At 48.1% G+C, this 16,138-nt stretch carries 18 protein-coding genes and 2 pseudogenes; 15 read left to right on the forward strand and 5 right to left on the reverse strand.

Annotated features, from left to right (window positions below; translation table 11 throughout):
• The first annotated feature begins 2 nt into the window (after positions 1–2).
• From ACXAGQ_RS21565 to ACXAGQ_RS21595, 7 genes and pseudogenes are all read left to right on the forward strand, one after another.
• Positions 3–986, forward strand: a complete 984-nt coding sequence (locus ACXAGQ_RS21565; protein ID WP_475256685.1) for a TRAP transporter substrate-binding protein — start codon at positions 3–5, stop codon at positions 984–986.
• A gap of 47 nt (positions 987–1,033) precedes the next feature.
• Entirely contained in the window at positions 1,034–1,573 is a 540-nt protein-coding gene (locus ACXAGQ_RS21570) for a TRAP transporter small permease (protein ID WP_475256686.1), read from the forward strand.
• A 1-nt stretch (position 1,574) separates the two neighbouring features.
• Positions 1,575–2,882 (forward strand): TRAP transporter large permease, encoded by a 1,308-nt coding sequence (locus ACXAGQ_RS21575; protein ID WP_475256688.1) that lies wholly within the window; start codon positions 1,575–1,577, stop codon positions 2,880–2,882.
• A gap of 75 nt (positions 2,883–2,957) precedes the next feature.
• Positions 2,958–3,740: an IclR family transcriptional regulator gene (locus tag ACXAGQ_RS21580; protein WP_475257428.1), complete on the forward strand. Its 783-nt coding sequence runs from the start codon at positions 2,958–2,960 to the stop codon at positions 3,738–3,740.
• A gap of 132 nt (positions 3,741–3,872) precedes the next feature.
• Positions 3,873–4,145 (forward strand): annotated as a pseudogene (locus ACXAGQ_RS21585) (MFS transporter); the annotation flags it as partial.
• A pseudogene (locus tag ACXAGQ_RS21590) lies at positions 4,145–4,526 on the forward strand (HTH-type transcriptional regulator YidZ); the annotation flags it as partial. The pseudogenes ACXAGQ_RS21585 and ACXAGQ_RS21590, both read left to right, overlap by 1 nt.
• A gap of 85 nt (positions 4,527–4,611) precedes the next feature.
• A complete protein-coding gene (locus tag ACXAGQ_RS21595) occupies positions 4,612–5,523 on the forward strand; it encodes a GNAT family N-acetyltransferase (protein ID WP_475256689.1) in 912 nt (303 codons plus the stop codon).
• On the opposite strand, the gene ACXAGQ_RS21600 is transcribed toward ACXAGQ_RS21595, so the two are convergent.
• Positions 5,480–6,142 (reverse strand): MFS transporter, encoded by a 663-nt coding sequence (locus ACXAGQ_RS21600; protein ID WP_475256690.1) that lies wholly within the window; start codon positions 6,140–6,142, stop codon positions 5,480–5,482. The genes ACXAGQ_RS21595 and ACXAGQ_RS21600 overlap by 44 nt on opposite strands.
• Before the next feature lie 21 nt (positions 6,143–6,163).
• Between ACXAGQ_RS21600 and ACXAGQ_RS21605 the strand changes: the two genes are divergently transcribed.
• The 4 genes from ACXAGQ_RS21605 (at position 6,164) to ACXAGQ_RS21620 (ending at position 9,583) form a co-directional block, all read left to right on the forward strand.
• Positions 6,164–6,949, forward strand: coding sequence for an extracellular solute-binding protein (locus tag ACXAGQ_RS21605; protein WP_475257429.1), 786 nt, complete (start codon positions 6,164–6,166; stop codon positions 6,947–6,949).
• Positions 6,950–7,241: 292 nt separating this feature from the next.
• Positions 7,242–8,168 carry a DMT family transporter gene (locus ACXAGQ_RS21610; RefSeq protein ID WP_475256691.1) on the forward strand — a complete coding sequence of 309 codons (927 nt, stop codon included), beginning with the start codon at positions 7,242–7,244 and terminating at the stop codon, positions 8,166–8,168.
• Positions 8,169–8,192: 24 nt separating this feature from the next.
• Entirely contained in the window at positions 8,193–8,711 is a 519-nt protein-coding gene (locus tag ACXAGQ_RS21615) for a MerR family transcriptional regulator (protein ID WP_475256693.1), read from the forward strand.
• A gap of 149 nt (positions 8,712–8,860) precedes the next feature.
• Positions 8,861–9,583 (forward strand): sulfite exporter TauE/SafE family protein, encoded by a 723-nt coding sequence (locus ACXAGQ_RS21620; RefSeq protein WP_475256694.1) that lies wholly within the window; start codon positions 8,861–8,863, stop codon positions 9,581–9,583.
• A 63-nt stretch (positions 9,584–9,646) separates the two neighbouring features.
• On the opposite strand, the gene ACXAGQ_RS21625 is transcribed toward ACXAGQ_RS21620, so the two are convergent.
• Complete coding sequence (locus ACXAGQ_RS21625) at positions 9,647–10,255, reverse strand: TetR/AcrR family transcriptional regulator (RefSeq protein WP_475256695.1); 609 nt, start codon at positions 10,253–10,255, stop codon at positions 9,647–9,649.
• 118 nt (positions 10,256–10,373) lie between these two features.
• Here ACXAGQ_RS21625 and ACXAGQ_RS21630 point away from each other — a divergent pair, with 118 nt between their 5' ends.
• Both ACXAGQ_RS21630 and ACXAGQ_RS21635 read left to right on the forward strand, forming a co-directional pair.
• Positions 10,374–10,598 carry a hypothetical protein gene (locus ACXAGQ_RS21630; RefSeq protein ID WP_475256696.1) on the forward strand — a complete coding sequence of 75 codons (225 nt, stop codon included), beginning with the start codon at positions 10,374–10,376 and terminating at the stop codon, positions 10,596–10,598.
• A 214-nt stretch (positions 10,599–10,812) separates the two neighbouring features.
• The gene (locus tag ACXAGQ_RS21635; RefSeq protein WP_475256697.1) at positions 10,813–11,145 is read left to right on the forward strand and encodes a DUF4156 domain-containing protein; all 333 of its coding nucleotides are present in this window, start codon (positions 10,813–10,815) and stop codon (positions 11,143–11,145) included.
• Between the two features lie 17 nt (positions 11,146–11,162).
• Here the strand turns inward: ACXAGQ_RS21635 and ACXAGQ_RS21640 are convergent, their stop codons facing one another.
• A complete protein-coding gene (locus ACXAGQ_RS21640) occupies positions 11,163–12,068 on the reverse strand; it encodes a LysR substrate-binding domain-containing protein (protein ID WP_475256699.1) in 906 nt (301 codons plus the stop codon).
• Between the two features lie 144 nt (positions 12,069–12,212).
• Here ACXAGQ_RS21640 and ACXAGQ_RS21645 point away from each other — a divergent pair, with 144 nt between their 5' ends.
• Positions 12,213–13,190, forward strand: coding sequence for an NAD(P)H-dependent oxidoreductase (locus tag ACXAGQ_RS21645; RefSeq protein WP_475256700.1), 978 nt, complete (start codon positions 12,213–12,215; stop codon positions 13,188–13,190).
• An 81-nt stretch (positions 13,191–13,271) separates the two neighbouring features.
• Here the strand turns inward: ACXAGQ_RS21645 and ACXAGQ_RS21650 are convergent, their stop codons facing one another.
• Positions 13,272–13,979, reverse strand: coding sequence for a GntR family transcriptional regulator (locus ACXAGQ_RS21650; RefSeq protein WP_475256702.1), 708 nt, complete (start codon positions 13,977–13,979; stop codon positions 13,272–13,274).
• A gap of 44 nt (positions 13,980–14,023) precedes the next feature.
• Positions 14,024–14,785 (reverse strand): sulfite exporter TauE/SafE family protein, encoded by a 762-nt coding sequence (locus ACXAGQ_RS21655; protein ID WP_475256704.1) that lies wholly within the window; start codon positions 14,783–14,785, stop codon positions 14,024–14,026.
• A 258-nt stretch (positions 14,786–15,043) separates the two neighbouring features.
• Between ACXAGQ_RS21655 and ACXAGQ_RS21660 the strand changes: the two genes are divergently transcribed.
• On the forward strand, positions 15,044–16,129 hold the full coding sequence (locus ACXAGQ_RS21660; protein ID WP_475256706.1) for a Bug family tripartite tricarboxylate transporter substrate binding protein: 1,086 nt from the start codon (positions 15,044–15,046) through the stop codon (positions 16,127–16,129).
• The last annotated feature ends 9 nt before the right edge of the window (positions 16,130–16,138 follow it).

Consider the following 16,138-nt stretch of genomic DNA (forward strand, 5'->3'; position numbering starts at 1 on the left):
CTATGAAAAAAACACTGAAACTCACTGCTATTACCGCAATGATTAGCGCTACTCTGGGTTTATCAACTTTTGCCAATGCAGCTATCGAAATTAAAGCAGCTTTTAACCAATCCGATAGCCACCCTCAATACGAGGCCTTGCAAGCCTTCGGCCAAAAGCTTAATGAGGAAACTGATGGCCGCTACAAACTCTCAATTTACCCAAATGAATTACTGGGTGATCAGCGCGCCGCACTAGAACTGGTTCAAAATGGCGCGATCCAAATGGCGGTGGTTGCTAACCCACTTATCGAAAACTACGACGCAACCTACCGTGTTATCGGTATGCCTTATGTCTATACCGGTCCAGAGCACCAAGAAAAAGTGTTCACCTCCGGCGCACTGGACGAGCTTTTTGCTTCCACCAACCGATTTGGATTTGAGGTTTTGACAGCTTACACGGCGGGTGCACGAAGCATGTACACCAAAAATGCACCGGTCAACACAGTCGGCGATATGCAAGGTAATAAAATCCGGGTCATGCAATCAGAAACAATGATCAAAATGCTCTCATGCATGGGGGGAACCGGGGTACCAATGAGCCAGGGTGAGGTTTACACCGCCATTCAACAGGGTGTTCTTGATGGTGCAGAAAACAACGAAATTACCTATGCCGATCTGAAGCAGTACGAAGTCGCTCCTTACTTTTCATCAACCCGCCACTTGATGGTACCTGATTTGGTGGTGATAAGTAGCTACTTCATCAACACCATGTCGAAAGAAGATCAAGAAACACTTCGTCGCTTAGCCAAGGAGAGCACTCCTGAGCAATTCAAAATTTGGAACGACCGTATCAGCGCCGCAATGGAAACAGCCAAAGCCCATGGCGCAAAATTTAACGAAGTTGACATCACACCATTCCAAGAAAACTGCCAGCCGTTGCAACAAGCGCTAACTGACTCTTCAGCTCAAAAAGCCCTGTTCCAAAAAATAGCCGCCTTGCAATAAGTTAATATTGGGAGCCAGTTGTCTGGCTCCCTTTTCGGGTCACAGCCATGCAAAAAAATATACTTTCTCATCTATTGTCAGGAATGACATTTCTCAAACAGTGGATAGACAAAATTCTTTCGCTGTTTTTGATCACGATAGTAGGCACAATGACAGTGTTGGTCACCTATCAAGTTGCTTCAAGGTACCTGTTTAATAGCCCCAGTGCCGTCAGTGAAGTGTTATCACGATACCTTTTCATCTGGTTGATTCTATTCGGTAGTGCTTATGTGTTCGGCTTAAGGGAGCACATGGCCATCAGCTTTATCAAAGATAAATTCAATAAGAAGTTCCGCTTGCTCACAGAGATGTTCATCGAGCTGGTCACTGTCAGCTTCGCCTACACCATTATGATCATAGGCGGATATAACAGTGCAGTCCGGCAGATGTGGCAACTTGATTCAGCCCTGCAAATTCCCATGGGCGTGATTTACTCTGCCATTCCCATCGCCGGTGGTTTGATGTTTTTCTACTTTATTTACAACGAGTTAAGCCTTATCAACCAACTAAGAGCCTTAAATCGTCAATCTTCGCACAGTGAGGTCTGATATGGATATTGCACTCACCGCCTCTTTGGTCATGTTTATTGGTGCTATTTTCCTGCTTGTCCTTGGGGCACCTATTGCAATCAGTGTTGGCGCCGCCTCTTTTGCAGCAATGACGGTTATTCTGCCCTTCCCCGGTGCCATGACTACATCGGCACAGAGGATGTTCGTAGGGTTAGATTCTTTCGCCCTGCTGGCTATCCCATTCTTCATCCTTGCCGGCAACATCATGAACAATGGTGGCATCGCCATCAGGCTAATCAACTTTTCCAAGATCATCAGTGGTTTTTTCCCTGGTTCGCTGGCTCAAACCAACGTGGTATCCAACATGCTTTTTGGCTCCATCAGTGGTTCGGGGGTAGCTTCTGCCGCCGCTGTTGGGGGCATTATGTCTCCCATCCAAAAGAGGGAAGGCTATGATCCAGCATTCAGCACGGCGGTAAACATTGCCTCGGCGCCAACGGGAATGCTGATCCCACCGAGTAATACTCTGATTGTCTATGCCACCGTTGCAGGTAGTGTCTCTGTTTCAGCATTATTCGTTGGTGGCTACCTACCGGGTATTCTCTGGGGCCTGAGCGTCATGATCATTGCCGGTTTCATGGCCAAAAAGAGGGGCTATGTCGGCAAGCACTCGATGACGCTGAAGCAGTGCATCACCGTTACCCTGCAAGCCATCCCCAGCCTGACCCTGGTCTTGGTCGTTATCGGCGGTATCCTCGGTGGTATCTTTACTGCCACCGAAGCCTCGGCCATTGCGGTGGTTTATGCCCTATTCCTAACATTTTGTTATCGATCACTGAAAATATCGGAATTACCCAAGATATTTTTAAACACAGCAAAAATGTCAGCCATCGTTATATTCATGCTGGCAACGTCTTCAATTATGTCTTGGGTTATGGCGTTTACCCAGATCCCAGGCATGATAGCCGACGGTCTCCTTGGACTGACTGATAACCCATTTTTGATCCTGCTGATTATCAACCTCGTTCTGCTGTTTGTCGGCACATTCATGGATCCGACACCAGCGGTTCTTATCTTTACCCCGATCTTCCTACCGATCTGTACATCGCTAGGCATGGATCCTGTCCAGTTTGGTATTTTGCTGGTCTTTAACCTTTCATTGGGCACCATAACGCCTCCGGTAGGACCTATTTTGTTTACGGGTTGCAAAGTCAGTGGAATAAGCATCGACAGTGTTATTCGCACACTGTTACCGTTCTTCTTGATGATCTTTGCTGTATTGATGCTGGTAACCTACGTTCCGGCAATATCAATGACTATCCCCCAGTGGATGGGGCTGATTCGCTAATTTTACCGCTATTTCTTTTAAGGCTATACGCATGCTGTCATACTGGCGTAATCTGTATGACAGCATTACATGACCATGACGAACGACAAAAAAACAGAATACAGAGCGCCAGCGCTTGAAAAAGGATTGGATATTCTTGAACTGCTTGCTGCAAGCCCTACACCATTAACCAAAAAACAAATCACCGAAAAGCTCGAACGAAGTGTCAGTGAGATTTTTCGTATGCTGTCAGTGCTGGTAGAACGAAAATATATCGAATGTGACAGCGAGCAGTTGACCTACTCTTTAAGCCTTAAGATGTTTGTCCTATCAAACCAGCATCCTCCAATTGCCCAAATGCTTAAGCGCGCCATACCGTTGATGGAAGAATTGTGTTTGAAGGTCAATCAATCATGCCACCTAAGTCAATATAAACATGGCGAACTAGTGGTTATCGGCGCGCAAGAAAGCCCATATAAAATGGGGTTTGGCTTACGTCTAGGCGCTAGTCTAGATATTTGCTCCTCCGGTTCTGGAATTGTTTTGCTGACCTTCTCAAGTGAAGAGAAACGCCAAGAAATCCTTGAAAAAACAAACGCAACCAAAAGTGAAATCACTCATGCTCTGGGGCAAGTAGACAAAACCCAAAAAGAGGGTTTCTACGTCGGGCCGAGTCCACAGATCTCAGGCGTCACCAATATCAGCTTTCCGATCTTTGGTGCCTTGGGTGAACTAATGGCGGTTATTACCATCCCTTTTATGACATTAAACTCCAAAACGGTTCACCACCATATTGAAGATATTGAAGAGACGAAACATGAGCTAGGCAACGTTGCCCGCCAGCTCTGCCTTGAGAAGCCCAGTAGCAGTCAAGGCTAGTCTCGGACAGCTGTCATTCCTCAGCACATGGTGACATCTATATCGCTAATGGAAATACCTGTTGTCAAAATGGCAACTCGTTAGCTCGCCGGATCCCCACTACACTCACCTCGACACTATAAAAAGGTATGTATGATCCGGTTTCTTATCTGCAGTTTTGCACTCGTTCTGCTCTATCCAACCGCTATTGACCTGTATCTGGTCGGCCTACCACAAATTGCCAGTGACCTAAGAGCAACAGAATCACAGCTCCACATCGCTTTTTCTATCTATTTGGCCGGCATGGCGACGACCATGTTTTTTGCCGGTCGACTCTCCGATACCATTGGCCGCAAGCCAATTGCTATCGCAGGGACCATCATCTTGATTTTTGCTTCTTGGCTTGGCGGGCAGGGAGAGCCATCAGCCATCAACGCTCGAAAGAATCATTGAATTTGCTGCCTTATTTCATCGATTTTGAAGTGCTTTTTTCCGATCTGCCTCAGATCTACCTGCGAAAAAATCACCCGCCATGTTGCCCTTACCATGGCAAGCTTCGAACAATCCCTGTTCATGGCGGCTCAGCCGGGACACCAGATGATCACCACCGCGCCGCAATACTGCCAACGCTACTGCCAGCAAATGCACCCTGATTTAACCGCATTGCCTATCCCGATGGAGAAACAGCAACTAGATACCTTGCTGATCCCATTTACGATGATTTGGCACAAGCGAAACAGCCAAAACCCCAAAGTCGCGTGGCTAAAAGAGACCATTAAAGCGCTGTATGGCAATCAGCAAGCATAGCGGTAATAACATCACAGGTAGTTTGTTGACACTATCAACAAATAGCGTTAGCGTGAATAAATATTCAAGCATAAGGAAATGCCCAATGTCTGAGTCACCGACCGCTATCAGCAATATACGCAGTGAGCTGCGCTATCTCATCAGGGAACTGGGACTGCTCGACAAAAACTGCCTGAACTCCAACCTCTCCCTGTCGCAGGCTCACATCCTGACCTATGTGCATCGCAACGGCAGTACCTCTTTTCATGAGTTGGCCATCCAGCTCAATGTCCAAAAGGCGTCACTGAGCCGGACATTGACAACATTAATCGATAAAGAATATCTCTCCGTTCAGCTCGATCCTGCTGACAAGCGGCAGAAAATCTACCGACTTCTGCCTGATGGCCAAGCAGCCCTGCAGCATGCCAACCAATCCGCTGATACCGCATTCGCCACTTTCCTTGACGGGCTCGAAGCTGACCAACTCGACAGCATAGAAGGTGGTCTGAGAACGCTCCGCTTAAACGCGTTTAAGAGTAATTTCCAACCCAATAATTTTCGGGTCACCGTAGAGAGGCTAAACCCCAATTACCAGCACGAAGTCGATATCCTCATCAAGCATGTCTTCAACGGCGAACAAGGTATCCCCGAGGAGCTAATCCCTCTTGATCCTGACCAGCCTTATGTATGGTGGGTCGCCCGCTGCGGCGAATACGTCATCGGCGCAGTCGCCTGCTGGGAAATTGATGGTGAATGGCATTGGGGGCGCTATTTTATCGACGCCAACTTCCGCGGTTTTGGCATCGGCAAAAAACTAGCGGCCGATTCACTGAGTGATATCTTCACCAATATCACCGATTCCATCGTCAGCGATGCTAGGGATACCACAGTAGCCATACTTAACCAGTTCGGAGCGGAAGTAACAGGCAAAACAGTGGATTTTTATGGCTCGCCGGTCACGCCGATGAGGCTAGTTAAAGAGGCGTTTCACGCAAAACTTTTTGTGAAGAAAAAGTAATGAACAGGTATATTGCCGACAACAGGTAAAAACTCATTGCAATCCCAATATTTTCAATCAAGCTAGCCTGGAAAAAAGGAACAACAGCACCACCAATCGCCGCCATAATCAACATGGCAGCAGCCTGGCTGGCATAATCACCGGCCAATGCCAAAGCCCGAGAATAGATAATCGGGTACATAGCAGCATTGAGGCCACCGATAGCCAGCAATAATGCCGCCCCTGCAAAGCTATGGCTCCAGGCAGCTAACGCACAACACCCTGCGGCAATTAAGGAGGACATATATTGCCAACGGTCGAGACGAATCCGGTTAGCCAAACCAGTAATACTAATCCGCCCTACTAGCATCAATGCCCAATAAACACTTAGGTAGCGAATCGCGTTAGCATCACTGATACCTAATTCAATCAGATAGTTGATAGTGTAAGTTCCAACAGCAACTTCCACCCCTACACACAACGCCAATACCAGCATTGACGTAATAAACAAGGTTGAGCGGGACAAAGTAACAAAGCCTTTGCCAAATGCCTGTTGCTCTGATAGCTGAATATCCGGTATCTCTGCCAACCGTGACAAAGTCAGTAACAGCAAGATACCGAGGCTGATCAAGCCAAACAAGCGACAGGTATTGAAGTCCGCATTCTTGGCGGCGGCGGCGGGGAACTACATGACCGCCTTATCGCAGAACGCAATAACCGTCAGGCAGATGTGGTCCTGGGCTTGACTCAAACCGGTATGTATAGCCTGAAATCTCACGACCTGCTTGAAAGCTATGCACCATCATGGGCAGAGGGCTTACCAGAGGCATACCAAGACAAGGATGATACTTTCCATATGTTCTGGCAGACACCAATTGTCATGGCCTACAATGCAGATGCCCTACCTGCCGAAAAGGCACCAAGCTCATGGCTCGACCTCACCAATGAAGAATATAAAAACAAGTTTGCTATCGGCGGGCTGACCTCACAAACAACCCGTACGTACATTTCCGGTATCCTTAGCCAGTTCCGCGACAACAGTAAACTTCGTGACGAAGCATGGGAGCACATGCGAGATATGTATGACAACGCCGCACCGCTGGCAGAAGGCACGGAGTACTGGCGTAAGGTCGCCAATGGCATCAATATCGCCTACATTAATCCAACAGAGGGAACACCGGTAGTCGCCGAGGGCATTGGTATTATCAAAGGTAGCAAAAACACCGAAGTGGCCAAGCAATTCATCGACTGGTTTGGCTCTGCAGAATTCATGGCCGCCTATGCTGACAAATTCGGCCAAACACCAGCCCACCCAGACGCTATTGCCCTTTCCAATGACACTATCAAGCAATACGCCACGCTGTTTAATGTCCAGGACATTGATTGGGAATACCTAACTGAAAATCAAAACCAGTGGATTGAGAATATCCAACTTGATGTGATGTAGCCTTTGCCCCCTCATCTACTCAAGAATATGGGTGGAAATAGACTATTGAAAACCAAAAAGTGGCGCTGTACCCGACCTCAAGAGTGGTGGAGAGAAGAGAATGCAGGTACAGCGCGCGTGCCTGCTAAGCGTTGCAAGGTTAAACTCGCGAACCGTTCAAGAGTCAATCCTTACAACAAGATATTTATCAGAAAGTGATGTAAGAGGATTTATCAGGCAAGTAGCCGCTTGACCCGTCTACAGGTGTAGGCTTTATCTTTCGCCTCTCGTAAAACAACAGAGGTTAAATCCTATGCCTTCTTTTTCTTTACACTCAACATTACCTCAATCCATGCGGGACAAATTGGCTGGGTTGCCACCGGTGGCGAAGGGCGTTTTACTGGCGCTGATGTCGACAGCAATGTTTACCTTAGTAGGCGTCCTGGTCAGGGTACTGAGTGATGATATTGGGGTTTTCCAAATCCTACTTTTCCGCCAGTTAGTATTCGTGGCATTGCTGACACCTGCGATGGTGAAAAATATCGACTTATTGCTTAAACCCAAACATCTCAAATTACATACTTTTCGGATCTTGGGCGCATTTACTGCGTTGTCTCTGGGCTTTGTCACCGTTAGCAATATTCCGCTAGCGGATGCCACCGCGCTGGGCTTTACCCAAGTGCTGTTTGTTGCTGCGGTGTCTTATCTATTCCTGTCAGAAGCGGTCAGCGCCTCACGTCTGTTTACTATCATTACCGGCTTCATTGGCGTGATGATGGTGGTACAACCAAGCTTTGAGCAAATCTCTATGACCTATACCTTGCTCGGTTTATTGGCCGCTTTTGGTGCGGCAGTAGCGGTGATTTGTGTTCGCAAGGTCGCCCAGGTTGAGTCCAAAATTACCTTGCTGGCCTACCAAGCTATATTCGTCGGTCTAATGGCGTTGCTGCCAAGCCTGCTGAATTGGACATGGCCAACAGGTGAACAACTATTGCTGCTGATCTGCGTAGGTATGCTCTCCTCCATCGCCCAATGGGTTGGCGTTACTGCCTACAAATATGGCGAGGCCAACGTGATTGCCAATGTGGAATATGTCAAAATCATTTATTCGCTGATCTTTGGATATTGGTTGTTTGCCGAGGCACCAAACGGACTGGCAATAGCAGGAACCTTGGTGATCATTTTTAGCGCAATCCTCCCTATGCTTTATAAAAAGAAAATAAACCAACCACTTGTTTAACAGCGCTAAGAAGGAATGTATCGCATGCTGACCGTGACGCAACTAGCCAAAGCCTGCAATATTTCTCGTACCACCGTGCTCTACTACGAGCGTGTAGGTCTGCTGCAACCAGCAAGCCGCTCGGACAACGGCTACCGCTGGTATGGCGAAAAAGAAATAGCCAGGCTCAAGAGTATTCTGTCCTACCGCTCATTTGGCCTGTCGGTACAAGAAATCGGCCCTATGCTTGAGCGCAATGAAACCGTCAAGCAAGAACAAACCCTACGCAATCAATTCAACGCATTGGAGCAAGAAATCCAGACCCTGCGCCAGCAGCAAAAAGCCATCTTATTGCTATTGGAAGAGCCTGAATTATTTGAAAAAGACCAACTCACCAAAGCGCGTTGGGTCGAGATCATGCGCAGCGCCGGATTCAATGAAGAGGAGATGATGAACTGGCATAAGCAGTTTGAAAAAATGGAGCCCGACGCCCATCAGGAGTTCTTGGAATCACTCAATATCGACGCCGAAGAAATTGCAGCGATTCGCTTACAGTCTCAATAGGTGCCCTTTAACCAAATTGAAAAAGCCGCGAAATTCTCACCGCCTGACAATAGTTCTTCAAGCTATGAAGCTCCTCATGATATGCTTATCGCCTCTTTAGGATAATAGCAATAAGACGCTGTTATTATTGACTTTTTAGGTATCCCTTGATGTATGAGTCGACAGTCATTTTTGCCGCCACCCTTATCTTTCTTGGCTCTTTTGTTCAAACCGCTATCGGCTTTGGGTTAGCGATAGTCGCGGCCCCATTACTGTTTCAGCTTTCACCGCAATATGTACCTGCCCCTATCTGTTTGGTTGCACTGGTTATTTCATTGATCAATGCATTCAAGCTACGAAGCAGTGTGTCCATTGGTGGCTTGAAATCAGCCATTATTGGCCGAGTGCCGGGTTCATTGATCGGTGGTTACCTGTTGACCGTGGTCTCCGGTGCAACCCTTTCATTGTGGCTGGGTGCCATGGTACTCATCGCCGTGGGGATCAGTGCTTTGCCATACCGCTTAAAGCCAACACCGAACAGGATGCTGGTCGCTGGCTTTATGTCTGGCGTGATGGGTACTAGTTCTTCAATCGGCGGACCGCCTATGGCCCTTTTGATGCAACACGAAGAAGCCGCCAAGCTTCGTGGCAACCTGTCGGCATTCTTTGTGATCACTTCGATAATGTCTCTGGTTGTACTGTCGTTTTACGGCCACTTCAACATAGAGCACATTCAGATCACCCTGCCACTGCTGCCAGCGGCTATCTTGGGCTACTGGTTGGCAAACAAGGTGGTAGGCAACCTATCGCAAGGTGTAGTGAGGAAATTTGCCTTGCTGCTATGCCTAACCAGTGGCTTGACCGCAATTTATCAGGGATTGACCGGTTTCTAAGGCTAGATAGAACAACCGTTGGCAAGGCATTGAATCAGTTTGCAATAAATCCCCGGAATAGGGTTAAGAGGGCTTAACCCTAATTGCATCAACGACCTTATTTAAGAAATAGGCAGTTTCTTTTAGCATCGACGCCGACTTTTTTTCTTCCTGAGCCGTGACAATACTGCAATAGCCATGCATCACAGACCAAACAAATCTCGCTTGCAACAGCGTATCTTCCACAGCAAAAACACCTTCACTTTGACAATATCCAAGTATATTCCGCAATTGAATAAATGCGCTGTCAGCTTCTTCCTTCAATAAGGCACTTGGGTTTTGAAGCAGCTCAGACATTCCAAACATCAACTGATAATACTCAGGGTGATCGAGTGAGAAGCGAATGTAGGCTTGCCCTACAGCCATGAAGCGCTCAGCCGCAGGTAAGTCGGCATTCTGTACCCAAGCTTGCTCTAGATAGTTACTAAAAAGGGCAAACCCTTCCTTCGCAATTGCGGACATTAACTCATTTTTGTCTTTAAAGTGCCGATATGGCGCAGTTCGAGACACATTGAGATCAGATGATAACCCGCGAAGCGTTAGCGCATCAGGACCTTCACTTTTCAACTTTTCCGTCGCAACTCTGACTAACTCAGTTCTCAAGTCACCGTGATGATATTTACTGGTTTTCACCGTTTGTTTACACCTTGTTACATGAATACACAGCAATAGTGCCAACCCATGTTGACGCTGTCAACTTTAGTCGCTACCATCTTTAATGTGGACAGCGTCAACATAAGGAATGATATTAATGAACGGCTCAACATTCAGGAAAGCAACGCGAATTATTCACCTCGTTATGGCGGCATTTTTAGGTGCTTTTATTTACTCACCTTGGAGCTCTGACCCTTTGTTTGCAGGCATCGTGATGTGGGTAGCGGTACCCATGGTAACCTTGACGGGACTGCTGATGTGGAAACAAGGTGTTGTTATGAATTGGCTCAAATCGAAAAAAAAACCAGCCATGAACAACTAGTATCTACGCGTTTTGAGTTCACTGTCCCTCTTTGATTATGAGGGACAGTACTAGGCTTTTTTAGGTGCCATTCGCTGCTACATCCCCTTGTTAGCACTGGGTTGCTAAAAATTAAACTGAGAAAAACCTTTACATAAAAATCACTTAGCACACAGTGATTATGGTGGTAATCTAGCGCCGATTTCAGGTATTACCAGTAGGCGATTTTAAACAAATGAAAAAGACACTATCGGCAGGTTTGATCAGCTTGTTTCTTTTGGGCTGTGTCACACCAAGCGAAGAGCTAATTCCTCAAGCCGACCAAGTCCGTGTGCTAACCACCAGCTTACTCAACCTAGAAAAATGCAGCTGGGTCGGTGAAGTTACCGGTAATGAAGGCCACTGGTATTCTTACCTGTTTTACAGCAATGACGCGCTGATCCAAGGCGCAGTCAACGAGCTGAAAAACAATGCCCTCCGCATGGGTGCCGATACCGTAGTGATCATGAGCCCGCATAACTTTACGACCTCGGTTTCCTTGCTCGGCACCGCCTACGACTGCCGATAACCGATAATCAAGAGCTGTTATTTAGCCGCCTCTAACTTTTCGACCAAGAAGTCAATAAACACCCGTACCCGCTTGGCCTTCTGTGTGTTCTGGTGGAAATACACATAAAGGCCAGAATAGGGGTACCAGTAAGGCTCCAACACGGGCACAAGCTGATTCTCCGCCAGCAAGTCCTCAATCATCGGCTCAATTACCCGGCCAATACCCAAGCCATTGACCGCCGCGTCTACCATGACATCAGTATCGTTGACGATGAGCCCCAACGGCATGTCCACCGTTATGTCCTGCCCTTTGTTATCCAATCTAAGCGGCGCCAATTGATTGGACGCGATAAAACGGTATTGGATCAGCTTGTGCTGTTTGAGATCGTCCGGTGATGTAGGCATGCCATGCTTGTCGATATACTCCTGCGAGGCAAACAGCGCTTCCTTGGTAGGGGGAGTCAACTGGCGAGCGACCATGCCTTCTTCAACCCGGTCACCAAAACGTATCCCCATATCAAAGCCTTCGCTAATGATATTGACCGCCGCGTCATTGATAGAGATTTCCAGCTGGATATTGGGATAGCGCTGGCAGAACTCGACATAAATCGGCTTGAGCAGGTACTGGTAGGCAAAACGAGGAGTGGTGATCCGCACCTTACCGGAAGGATCTTCACTTAAATCCTTGACGCTCTCGACCGCAAAGCTGAGATCCGACATCGCCCCTTGGGTACGCTCAAACAGAAGCTGCCCGGCCTCGGTCAACTCTATCCGCCGGGTAGTCCGGGTAAATAGCGGCAGCCCCATTTGCTGCTCGAGGGTTTTCAGCGCCTGGCTGACCGACGGCGGAGCGATCTCGAGCTTGCGCGCCGCACTAGAAATACTGCCCTCGTTAACAATGGTGTGGAACATCATCAACTGGTTATAGGTTGCACCGTTCAAACTAACCTCACGGGTTTATCGATTCAATTAACATTATTAGCTTAATCCTAATAATGAATTAGGAAAACATCATCTAAAAATTATCAATCTAGCTAGATACACTTACCCCATCAAATCAAGAGCGAGACGAGCGGGAGCAAGACAATGAGCAACGTACTGGTAATTTCAGGCCACCCAAACCTAGACGAGTCATACACCAACACAGTGATCCTAGAATCACTACAGCAAGGGTTGGACAGCGTTGAAGTGCGCCGCCTTGACAGCCTATACCCGGACTACCAAATTGATGTAGAGGCAGAGCAACAAGCACTGCTAAAAGCTGATGTGGTGGTGCTGCAATTCCCGTTCTACTGGTACTCGATGCCGGCACTGTTGAAGAAATATCTCGACGATGTTTTCTCTTACAACTTTGCCTACGGCTCAAAAGGCGACAAGCTCAAAGGCAAAGACCTCACCCTGTCTTTCACCATTGGCGGGCCTGAAGAGTCTTATGACCCTCTGGGCTACAACCACTTTACGGTTGAGCAATTTATGTACCCGCTGCAGCAGACTGCGTACCTTGCTGGCATGGTGTACCACAAACCAGTGTATAGCCACCGCATGGTCTATATCCCAGGTGTCTACAACACCCAAGAAGAAGTGGAAGGCCGTGCCCGCGCCCATGCCAACCAGTTAATAGCACAGGTTGAGAGCATCACAGGCTCTGCCGACAACAAAATCCAGAAGTTCGTGGCAAACTGGTTTGCTGAGTTCGACAAACTGCCTGAAGAAAATGCCTTCTTCACCGAATTCCTGGCAGAGGATGTGAACATTGAAATGCCAGAAGGCACCTTTATCGGCCACGAAGGTTTCCGCGACTGGTATGCTATTGCCCGTACCACCTTCAAGCCGGGCTGCGACCATCAAATAGAACAGGTGGAAATCAAATCGCAAGGTGGCGCTGAAGGTAACAAGTACCATGTCGAGTTACGTGTCCGCCTACAAGCCGAAAGTTTTGAAAATTCAGTGCTCAAGGGCCAAAATGTCAACCTACTGGTCAATGAAACATGGTCAGTGAGCCTAGATGATGCCGGGGATGTCACTATCCATAACTATCTTGTTGAGCCGGTAAACAACGACTGAAAATAAACAGTTCCTGAAAATCAACAGCGCCGCTTTCTTATCGAAGGCGGCGCTGTTTTTATTCTACTTGTCAGCAAACAGTTACTGCATAAACTGCTTCATACGTTCTTTAAGCGCATTTTGGACATGGGAGCGAGCGAGCTTTTCTGCCAAAGCCGCATCGCGGTTTTTAATTGCATCAACCATCGCCTGATGCTCTTCAAGGGCGGTGTGCCAACGGGTTGGGTCGCTCAAGGTTGTTTTGCCAAGCAGGGCCATTGCATCACGCAGGCCATCAAGCGAACGGAGCAAATACGGGTTATGGGCCGCTTGGTAAATGGTACGGTGGAAGCGGCGGTTCATTAGCGCATGGCGGGCATAGTCATCTGCCGCCGACTGCCTATCTTCATCCAGTAACTGCTGCATCAACATCACTTCCATATCAGACGCCCGCGTCGCGGCCAGCCCTGCAGCAGCCCCTTCCAGGATTTCGCGCATGGTATAAAGCTCCATCACCTGCTGGATATCCAGCTGCGCCACGGCTACCCCTTTATTCGCACTGATAGTCAGCAGGCCATCATTGGCAAGGCGGTGCAGCGCTTCGCGGATAGGTGTACGGCTCACATTCAGTGCCGTTGATAATTCAACTTCCCTTAATCGCTGTCCCGGCTTGAACACCCCTCGCTGCAGCGCCATTCGCAGCATGTGATAAGCAAATTCCGACCGCGAAGTACCTTCAATAGCACTTTGCTCCTCTGCTTCAAGCTCGAAGCTAAAATCCTCAGCAGTTAACGCAGCCATCGTATTCATCTATCTTCCTTTTCAAATAAGCGAGCCGCTCAACGCCCTGACAACTACAGCTGCCCGAACGCAGGCCAAAGCATTCTCAGTGCCAGCAAGGTCAGCATAATACGCAGCGCTAGCTGGAATCTTTCGTTTGAAACCCGCTCAAGTAATGCCTTTCCAGCCATTGTGCCAAAAAAACCACTACAAATCATAAGCAAAATAACGCCTAGCCATTCGGCAAACGCAAAGCCTAGCAAACCGAAGACCACCGCCTTGATCAAATGCTGCGCGGTCATTAGCGCTGCCATGGTGCCAACCAGTTTTTGCTTGTCACCAATAATATGTCGCATCGAGGCCATGACAAACGGCCCTGTTGCCCCAACAAACATGGTCAAAAAAGAAGTCAGCGATCCGAGTATGGTCAGGCTCTTCTTGCCATTTAGCGCAGAAGCAATGGGTACCCAGCAACTGAATAAGATAAAGCCGCCCAGTATCAATTGGATATAGGCTGGCTCCAAAGACACGGCGATATTGCCGCCAATCATGGCTCCTTTAGTTGTTCCGACCACAAACCACAACACGAAATGGCGGACAACGTGCCTGCGCATCAGCAATAGCCGGCCGCCATTACTGCCAAGCTGTACCACAGCATGAACGGGGATAATCGCCGCTGCCGGCATGAAACTCGCCATCACCGCAATCAGGGCAGCACCGCCCCCGACACCCATAATTGCCGTTATCGCCGATGTTACAAAACTCAATGCGATCAGAATGGCGAATTGCAATTCTGTTAACACTGAAGGTTTGAACCACTCGTAAAACTGCTCCATCAGTCTCCCCTTGCTCCCTTCTATTCACAACAACGATTAAAGTGTTGTTTTAAATAAACTTAAATGTACTAACACATCATTTACAACACCTGATGACACCACAGATACCAAATAAAAAAGTCGATTCAGCTCATACTTTGGCGCTCACTTATTGACCAATGTTGATATATTGTTAATTATTGTATTTCATTGTATACAATTAAATACAAAATAAAAACAACAACACCTCCTACCCGAACGGATATACAGGAAGCGAACATGAACAAATTCAAACGGCTTATTTCCGGTGTGTTTATTGCCGCCATCTCCACCATCAGTATCTCTACCCCTGCGGTGGCTGAGACAGACTTCAGCGGTAAACGTATCGAATGGGTGATCCCATTTAAAGAAGGTGGCGGTACTGACCGCTGGGCGCGCTTTATCGCTCCTTACCTGACAGAAGCCCTTCCCGGCCAACCTGCCATCGTGATTAAAAATATGCCGGGAGGAAGCTCGATAAAGGGGGCTAATTTCTTTCAGAAAAGAGCCCGTAAAGACGGGTTGATGCTATTAGGAACCTCAGGGACTACCCAACTGCCGTGGCTATTGGATGACAAGCGTGTTCGTTATGACTACCTCGACTGGGAAGCCGTTTTTGCCTCGCCATCAGGCGGGGTGGTTTACGTAAACCCAGAATTGAATATTGATACTGCAGAAAAGTTAGTAAATACCCAATCGGCACTCACCTACGGTAGCCAGGGCCCAACTTCTCTCGACCTCATCCCCCTTCTAGCTTTCGAGCTACTCGGCATGGACGTTAAGCCAGTGTTTGGCATGACAGGCAAAGGTGCAGCGCGGCTGGCCTTTGAGCGCGGTGAAGTGAACCTTGATTACCAAACATCGTCAGCCTACTTGTCGAAAGTCACTCCTCTTGTCAAAGAAGGCAAAGCCGTTCCTTTGATGAGTTGGGGTGCACTTGACTCACAAGGCAACCTTATTCGTGATCCTTCGTTCCCAGAACTGCCGCACTTTGCCGAGGTTTACGAATCTATCCATGGCAAGGCACCAGCAGGCCCAGCCTTTGAAGCCTGGAAAGCCTTTTTCATCCCCGGCTTCCCCGCGCAAAAGCTGGTCTTGCTGCCGAAAAATGCCGATCCCGACGTGATTGCCACCTATAAGGCGGCCTTTGAGAAAGTCGCCAACAACCCAGAGTTTATCCAAGCATCAAAGCTAGCCCTCGGCGCTTATACTCCAGCGACCGGTGACAACATTGGTACGCTCTACAAACAGGCGACAGCGATCAGCAAAGACGATCAGGCTTGGGTACAAGCTTGGTTAAAAGAACGATTCAACGCCCGATTCTAGAGGTGATGC

The organism is Photobacterium sp. ABD4_091 (genome assembly GCF_056160145.1).